We start from the raw sequence: 6,871 nt of genomic DNA, 5'->3' as shown, positions 1-6,871 counted from the left end.
CGCTCCACCTCCTTCCGCGACCTCCCAGGACCTGGAGGATCAGGAGGACGAGGGGGACGGCAGCGAACCGGCGGTGCCCGCCAAGGCCCAGCGCGCGTTCCTCACGCTGCGCACGAACCTCCCGGCGCGGGTCTACATCGACGGCGCGCGGGTGGGCCGCACCACGCCGCTGGTGAACTTCCCGGTCCGCGTCGGCACGCGCGACATCCGCGTGGTCGCGCTGTCCACGGGCGAGCGCAAGGACTTCCAGCTCCGCTTCTCGCGGGGCCAGCACCAGAAGCTGGAGGAACAGTTCCAGCCTCCCCCCACCAGGCGGTGAACGTGGAGCGCACGCGCATCTTCGTCGTCGAGGACCAACCGCAGCTCCTGCGCAACCTGCTCAAGGTCCTCAACACCTTCCCCGAACTGGAGCTGGTGGGCACGTCGCAGGACGGCGAACAGGCGGTGGAGGACATCGTCCGGGAACGCCCGCAGCTCGTCCTGCTGGACCTGGAGCTGCCGAGCATGCACGGCATCCAGGTGACCCAGAAGGTCAAGCGCCGCGCCCCGGAGGTGGAGATCCTCATCCTCACGTCCTTCGAGGAGGAGCAGAAGGTCTACGAGGCCATCCAGGCCGGCGCGTCCGGCTACCTGGTCAAGCGCGTGGGGCCGGAGAAGATCCGCTCCGCCATCCAGGAGGTCATGGCGGGCGGCACGGTGCTGGAGCCCATCATCGCGCGCCGCTTCTGGAACTACTTCCAGTCCGTCCAGGCGAAGCCCGCCCAGAAGCCCGCGGAGCTGCCCTGGGGACTGTCCGCCCTGGAACTGGACGTGCTGCGCTACGTGGCCAAGGGCCTGTCCAACGCGGAGGTGGGGCAGGTGATGACGCTGGAGCGCCGGACGGTGCGCACGCACCTGTCGCATATCTACCGGAAGATGGGCGTCAACTCCCATGTGGACGCGGTGGTGATGGCACTGCGTGAAGGTGTCGTGGATCTCTAGGCCCGCCGTGGTTACGGTGGGGCACCTATGGCCAAGGCATCCCCGCGGTCCCCCGCGCGCGCGGTGGACCCCATCCTCCACGCCCTCTTCGACGTTCACGAGGCAACGCTGCCCAACGGTCTGAAGGTCCGCCTGCTGGCGAACCATCAGGCCCCGGTGGTGAGCCTCTACACCTTCTTCCAGGTGGGCAGCCGCAACGAGCGGCCCGGCATCACCGGCATCAGCCACCTGTTCGAACACATGATGTTCAACGGGGCGAAGAAGTACGGCCCCAAGATGTTCGACAAGACGCTCGAGTCGAACGGCGGCCGCTCCAACGCGTACACGTCCAACGACATGACGGTGTACTACGACGACTTCTCCGCCGACGCGCTGGAGACGGTGCTCGACCTGGAGTCGGACCGGATGCGCTCGCTGAGCATCTCCGACAAGACCCTGGCCAGCGAGCGCGAGGTCGTCAAGGAGGAGCGCCGCGTCCGGGTGGACAATGAGATCCCCGGGATGATGGACGAGGAGCTGGGGACGCTCATCTACAAGGCGCACGCGTACCGCTGGCCCGTCATCGGGTGGATGGCGGACATCGAGAACATCACTCGCGAGGACTGCCAGGAGTACTTCCGCACGTACTACGCGCCCAACAACGCGGTGCTCTACATCTGTGGGGACATCGACCCGAAGAAGACGCTCGCGCTGGTGCGCCGCTACTACGGCGACATCCCGCGCGGCCCGTCGCCGCTGCCGGTGATCAACGCGGAGCCGGAGCAGAAGGGCGAGCGCCGCGCCGTGGTGCGCCACCCCGCGCAGTCCCCGTCGGTGATGATCGGCTTCCGGGGCCCCTCCGCCAGCCAGGAGGACACGCTGGTGCTGGATGTGGCCCAGTACATCCTCACCAAGGGCGAGGGCAGCCGGCTGGTGAAGTCCCTGGTGTATGACCAGAAGGCCGCCGTGTCGGTGATGCTCGACTGGAGCTGGCGCATCGATCCGGGGACCGTGATGTTCTACCTGGAGCTCAAGCCGGACTCGGATCCGGCGAAGGTGGAGGCCCTGCTGTACGCGGAGCTGGAGAAGCTCTCGCGCGAGGGTGTCACCGAGAAGGAGCTCCAGAAGGCGAAGAACAACCTGCGCGCGGACCACCTGCGCGAGCTGTCCACCAACAGTGGCCGGGGCCACGCCCTGGGCCACTACGAGGCCCTGCTGGGCGACTGGCGTGAAGGCCTGTCCCTGCCGACCTTCTACGCATCCGTGACGCCGGAGCAGGTGCAGGCCGTCGCCGCGAAGTACTTCGCCCCCGAGCGTCGCTCGGTGGTCACCCTCCAGCCCGAAGCCGGCGCCATCGAGCCCGGCGACGACGCGGACGCTTGAAGCGTCCCGCGAGGAAACCCCTCCCGCGTATGGCCACCCGAAAAATCGCCTCCGTGAAGAAGACCGTCCGCAAGGCTGCCAAGGCCGTGCGCAAACCGGCCGCCAGCGCCCGCAAGAAGGTCGCGGCCGTCCGCGCCAAGGCCCCGGCGCGCTCCAAGCCGGCCAGGAACAAGAAGACGAAGCTGACCCTGGTGCCCCAGACGGCGGCCACCGGCGCGCTGAAGCTGCCGGAGCTGCATGAGAGCACCACGTCCACCGGCCTGAAGGTCATCGCCGCCGAACGCGGCCCGCTGCCGCTCGTCTCCGTGCGGCTCATCATGCGCGCGGGTGGCGTGTGGGACCCTCCGGGCAAGGACGGCCTGGCGGACTTCACCGCGCGGCTGATGCGCCGGGGCACCCAGAAGCTGGATGCCGACGCCATCAGCGAGGCCGTGGAGTTCGTGGGCGCCAGCCTCTACGCGGGCGTCAACGAGGACGTGCTGTCCGTCTACCTCACGACGCCCGCGGAGCACTTCTCCGCGATGCTGGATGTCCTGGGGCAGGTGGTGCGCGAGCCCACGTTCCCGGAGCAGGAGGTGCTGGACGCGAGGGACCGCGCGCTGGCGCAGTTCGCCAACGACCTGGACGACCCGTCCGCCATCGCCGACCGCGCCTTCAGCCGCGTGCTCTGGGGAGACCACCCCTACGGGCGCGACCTGGGCGGCATCAAGCGCACCGTGTCCACGTTCACCCGCGACGACGTGGTGCGCTTCCACGCGGAGCGCATGGGCCCGCGCGTGTCGATGCTCACGGTGGTGGGCGCCATCGCGCCGGAGACGGTGGCCGCGGAAGCGGAGCGTGCGTTCGCCGGCTGGACGGGCGGACCGGACGCGCCCACGGAACTGCCTCGCAAGCAGGAGCCGCTGGCGAAGGCCGGGCAGGTGCTGCTCATCGACAAGCCGGACCAGACGCAGTCGCAGGTGCGCCTGGGCGGCCCGGGCTTCTGGCTGGGTCACGAGGACTACTTCCCGGCGACGGCGATGAACATCGCGCTGGGCGGCGGGTTCACGTCGCGGCTGATGAACGAGATCCGCGTCAACCGCGGCCTCACCTACGGCGTCAGCTCCTACTTCGACACGATGAGCGCGGGCGGCGTGTTCGCGCTGTCCACGTTCACGAAGACGGCCTCCACGCGGGAGATCATCGACGTGGCGCTGGAGCAGATCCACGGCGTGCGCGACGGCGGCCTGAAGCCGCGCGAGCTGAAGGACGCGCAGAGCTACCTGGCCGGCCTGTACCCGCTGCGCACGGAGACCAATGAGTCCGTCGCGTCCGTCATCGCGGATGTCCGCATGCACGGCCTGGGGGATGACTGGGTGGAGAAGTTCCGCGACCGGCTGCGCGCGGTGACGCCCAAGGACGTGGCCCGGGTGGCGAAGAAGTACGCCTTCGCGGACGCGCCCGTCATCGTCGTGCTGGGCAAGGCGTCGGAAGTGAAGCCGCTGCTCGAAGGGCTGGGCCCCATCACCGTGGTGTCGGCGTCGGAGTACGAGTGAGCAGCGGCAGCGCCCGCATCCTCTTCGACGGCGCGGGGGTGATGGTGGTGGACAAGCCGGCCGGGGTGCTCGTCATCCCTGGCCGGGAAGGCGGCCCGTGCCTCCGCGACACGCTGGAGGCGGAGCTGGGCCGCAAGGTGTTCGTGGTGCACCGGTTGGACCGCGACACGTCCGGCGTCCTCGTCTTCGCCCTGGACGCGGCGGTGCACCGCGCGCTCTCCCAGGCCTTCGAGGCGGGCAAGGTGCGCAAGCGCTACCGGGCCCTGGTGGAAGGCCGGCTGGAGGCGCCGCAGTGGGTGGACGCGCCCCTGGTGGCGGGCCGCAAGGGCCGCATGCGCGTGGCCCGGCCGGAGGAACCGGACGCGAAGCCTTCGCGCACGCGGGTGCGGCCGGTGGAGACCTTCGCCCAGGCCTCTCTGGTGGAGGCGGAGCCGGTGACGGGGCGCACGCACCAGATTCGCGTGCACCTGCTGGCCCTGGGGCATCCGCTGCTCGTGGACCACCAGTACGGCCGCGAGGCACCCCTCACGGAAGCGGAACTGGGAGGGCAGGGGGCGCAGGAGGTGCTGACCCGTACTCCGCTGCATGCCGCCCGCGTGGAGTGGCCGGCGTTGCCGGGCGTCCCAGCGCGCGCGGTGGAAGCCCCGCTGCCTCCGGACATGCTGCGGGCCCTGGAGCTGCTGCGCGCGGCCGGGTGAGCGGGGGCAGCGTCTATTGGTAGTGGTTCAGCATGAAGCTGTTGGACGTGCCGCCCACGCCGTAGCTGTCCAGCGCGGAGAGCTGCACGGGGCCCTCGGTGGCGTCCACGGTGACGATGGCGGCGCACACGCCGTTGTCGCAGGGGCCGATCTTCGTGGGCGTCACCTTGCCTCGCGAGGACGTCAGCTCCACGGAGCCGTCGAAGTGCGCGGCCCGGGGGCCTTCGGCGCGCACGGTGATGGTGAACGACAGGCGGCTCGTGCGCGCGCCTTCGATGGCGTCGAACGTGAAGCCCGTGATGTCGCCCGCGAGGATGGGGGCATCCGGATCAGCGCCCGCATCCCCTGGCGTCCCCGCGTCCTCCATGGAGCCCGCGTCGACCTCCGCGTCGTCCCCGCCCGCGTCGAAGGCGATCAGCACCCCGGCGTCCCACTCCTCTTCGGGATCCGCTTCCTTGTCTTTTCCAGGAGGCTTCAGGGTGAGGGTTCCTTCGTTCTCCGCCTCCCGCCCGTCGTCCAGCCGCAGCTTCACCGCGTGCGCGCCCGCACCCAGGCCCCGGGGCACCGTCACGACGACGACGCCTGAAGGATCGAAGTGCGTCACCGCCGCTTCCTTCTCATCCACCCAGACGGTGCCCGTCGCCGTCACGCGGGTGTTCACCTTCTCCTCGCCGTAGTCCACGGACACGGCGTAGCGCGCCTCGAAGCGCACGGTGAGGGACTCGTCCTTCTCGTTGACGAGCAGCGTGTCCGGTTCCACCGAGAGGATGCGGGGCTGCGGCAGCGAGGAGCTTCCCGAACAGGCCCACGCCAGCAAGGCCCAGCCCACGAGCGCGAACGTTGCCCGCTTCACGGGGTGAACCTCAGCCCCGCGGACACGGACACGCCACCCAGTTCGGCCCGCAGGAGTTCGGTCTCCACGGGAGCGAGCGCGGCGCGCACCTCCGCGAGGACGCTCCAGCGGCCAATGTCATACGCACCCTGCGCGGACAGGAATCCCATGGCCGTGACTCTGCTCTCATCCTCGGTCGTCGGGAAGCCGTCCGAGGTCTGAGATGCCTTCACCGACAGCCGGTGGCTGAAAGGCAGCACTCCTCCGCCTGCTCGGCCGTCCAGTTGGAAGGAGCCATGCTGGAAAAGGATAACCCGCGCGGACAAAAGCAGGGGAATGCCCCACACGCGCGAGTGCACGCCATCCTCCTGCGCGTCGAACGTCGCGTAGCGAAGCCCCGCTTCGGCTTCCGCCGCCAGCCGTCCATTCCAGACAGGCAGCGGAACGGAGACACCCAATGACAGCAGCGGTCCGCCATTGGCGCCGCTCGCGAACGTGGCGCCGCCCAACAGGAACAATGACAGCCGTTTGTCCCTCCTGCGCGGAGCCTCGGCCAGCGGGGGCAGGGAAGGGGAGGCGGGCGCGGTGACCTCCACCGGCTCCGGAGGCCGTGGCCGCGCGGGCAGCACGCCCGCCTGGATCCGCACGGCTTCGGTGGTGGGCTCCACGGTGGGATCCACCTCGCGCCAGCGCACCGTGACGGAGACGCGGGTGGCCCCTTCGTTCGGCCGCACCGTGAAGCGCGCCCGGTTCTCCGGAGGCTCGGCCTTCACCGTGGCGTCCTCCGCGGCGACCTCCAGCTCCGACGGCGGCACCGGGCCCTCCGTGCCCGCGAGGATCAGCCAGCCCCCGTCCTCCGGCGACAGCGGATCCGGCGTGAGCGCGGCGACCAGCGGGCGTTCGGAGGGAACCTCCAACGGGGCGCTGCGGTCCGTGGTGAGTGTGCCCCGCGTCGCGAGCACGCGCGCCTCCTTCGCATCCGGAGGCACCTCCACCGGGACCTGCGCGCGGCCCCGCCCGTCCGCCTTCACCGGCCCGAAGCGCGCCTCACCGACGGCGACCACCACCTCCGCGCCCGGCGCGGTGGACACGTCCAGCGTCGTGCGTCCCAGCAGGGCAATACGCACGGGGGTGACTTCCGGGGGTCGTCCGTCCTCCACCCAGAAAGCCAGCACTGCCCACAGCGGATGGCGCACCGGCGGCGGCGTCCAGCGGAAGACGCGCTCCGCGCCGCCCTCCACCCGCGTCGCCTCCCAGGTGCCGGAAGAGGCCGCCGCGCGCACGGGGCCGGCGCCTTTCGGCACCCGCACCCGTACGACCACGGTCTGGTCCTGCCCGAGCACCACGCGCCCGGGTGTTGCTTCCACCTCGGGCGGTTCCGCCCGCGCCACGGCGGCGAGCGACACCCAGAGGAGGACTGCGAGGAGGAGCGGCGGACGCATACGGGAAAACCCGTCTAGCAG

General features: G+C 70.4%; 7 protein-coding genes. 5 read left to right on the top strand and 2 right to left on the bottom strand.

Annotated features, from left to right (window positions below; all coding sequences use genetic code 11):
- The 5 genes from D7V88_RS43050 to D7V88_RS17815 form a co-directional block, all read left to right on the top strand.
- On the top strand, positions 1-319 hold a 319-nt coding region (locus tag D7V88_RS43050), incomplete at its 5' end, for a peptidase associated/transthyretin-like domain-containing protein (protein WP_504813898.1).
- A gap of 2 nt (positions 320-321) precedes the next feature.
- Entirely contained in the window at positions 322-981 is a 660-nt protein-coding gene (locus tag D7V88_RS17830) for a response regulator (protein WP_208726341.1), read from the top strand.
- A gap of 27 nt (positions 982-1,008) precedes the next feature.
- Entirely contained in the window at positions 1,009-2,343 is a 1,335-nt protein-coding gene (locus D7V88_RS17825) for a M16 family metallopeptidase (protein ID WP_120541843.1), read from the top strand.
- Between the two features lie 29 nt (positions 2,344-2,372).
- On the top strand, positions 2,373-3,878 hold the full coding sequence (locus tag D7V88_RS17820; protein WP_120541842.1) for a M16 family metallopeptidase: 1,506 nt from the start codon (positions 2,373-2,375) through the stop codon (positions 3,876-3,878).
- Between the two features lie 41 nt (positions 3,879-3,919).
- Entirely contained in the window at positions 3,920-4,576 is a 657-nt protein-coding gene (locus D7V88_RS17815) for an RluA family pseudouridine synthase (RefSeq protein ID WP_120541849.1), read from the top strand.
- 13 nt (positions 4,577-4,589) lie between these two features.
- On the opposite strand, the gene D7V88_RS17810 is transcribed toward D7V88_RS17815, so the two are convergent.
- Both D7V88_RS17810 and D7V88_RS17805 read right to left on the bottom strand, forming a co-directional pair.
- The gene (locus D7V88_RS17810; RefSeq protein ID WP_120541841.1) at positions 4,590-5,429 is read right to left on the bottom strand and encodes a hypothetical protein; all 840 of its coding nucleotides are present in this window, start codon (positions 5,427-5,429) and stop codon (positions 4,590-4,592) included.
- Positions 5,426-6,850 (bottom strand): hypothetical protein, encoded by a 1,425-nt coding sequence (locus D7V88_RS17805; RefSeq protein WP_158625096.1) that lies wholly within the window; start codon positions 6,848-6,850, stop codon positions 5,426-5,428. The genes D7V88_RS17810 and D7V88_RS17805 overlap by 4 nt, the downstream gene beginning before the upstream one ends.
- Positions 6,851-6,871: the final 21 nt, after the last annotated feature.

Source organism: Corallococcus terminator, assembly GCF_003611635.1.
GTDB lineage: Bacteria > Myxococcota > Myxococcia > Myxococcales > Myxococcaceae > Corallococcus > Corallococcus terminator.
Note: the sequence above shows the minus strand (reverse complement) of the source record. Positions and strands in the feature narration are given on the sequence as shown.

Bases quoted from the DNA above. Each gene is read 5' to 3' on its own strand.
- D7V88_RS17825 (WP_120541843.1), top strand. From the start codon at position 1,009: ATGGCCAAGGCATCCCCGCGGTCCCCCGCGCGCGCGGTGGACCCCATC.
- D7V88_RS17820 (WP_120541842.1), top strand. From the start codon at position 2,373: ATGGCCACCCGAAAAATCGCCTCCGTGAAGAAGACCGTCCGCAAGGCT.
- D7V88_RS17815 (WP_120541849.1), top strand. From the start codon at position 3,920: ATGGTGGTGGACAAGCCGGCCGGGGTGCTCGTCATCCCTGGCCGGGAA.
- D7V88_RS17805 (WP_158625096.1), bottom strand. From the start codon at position 6,850: ATGCGTCCGCCGCTCCTCCTCGCAGTCCTCCTCTGGGTGTCGCTCGCC.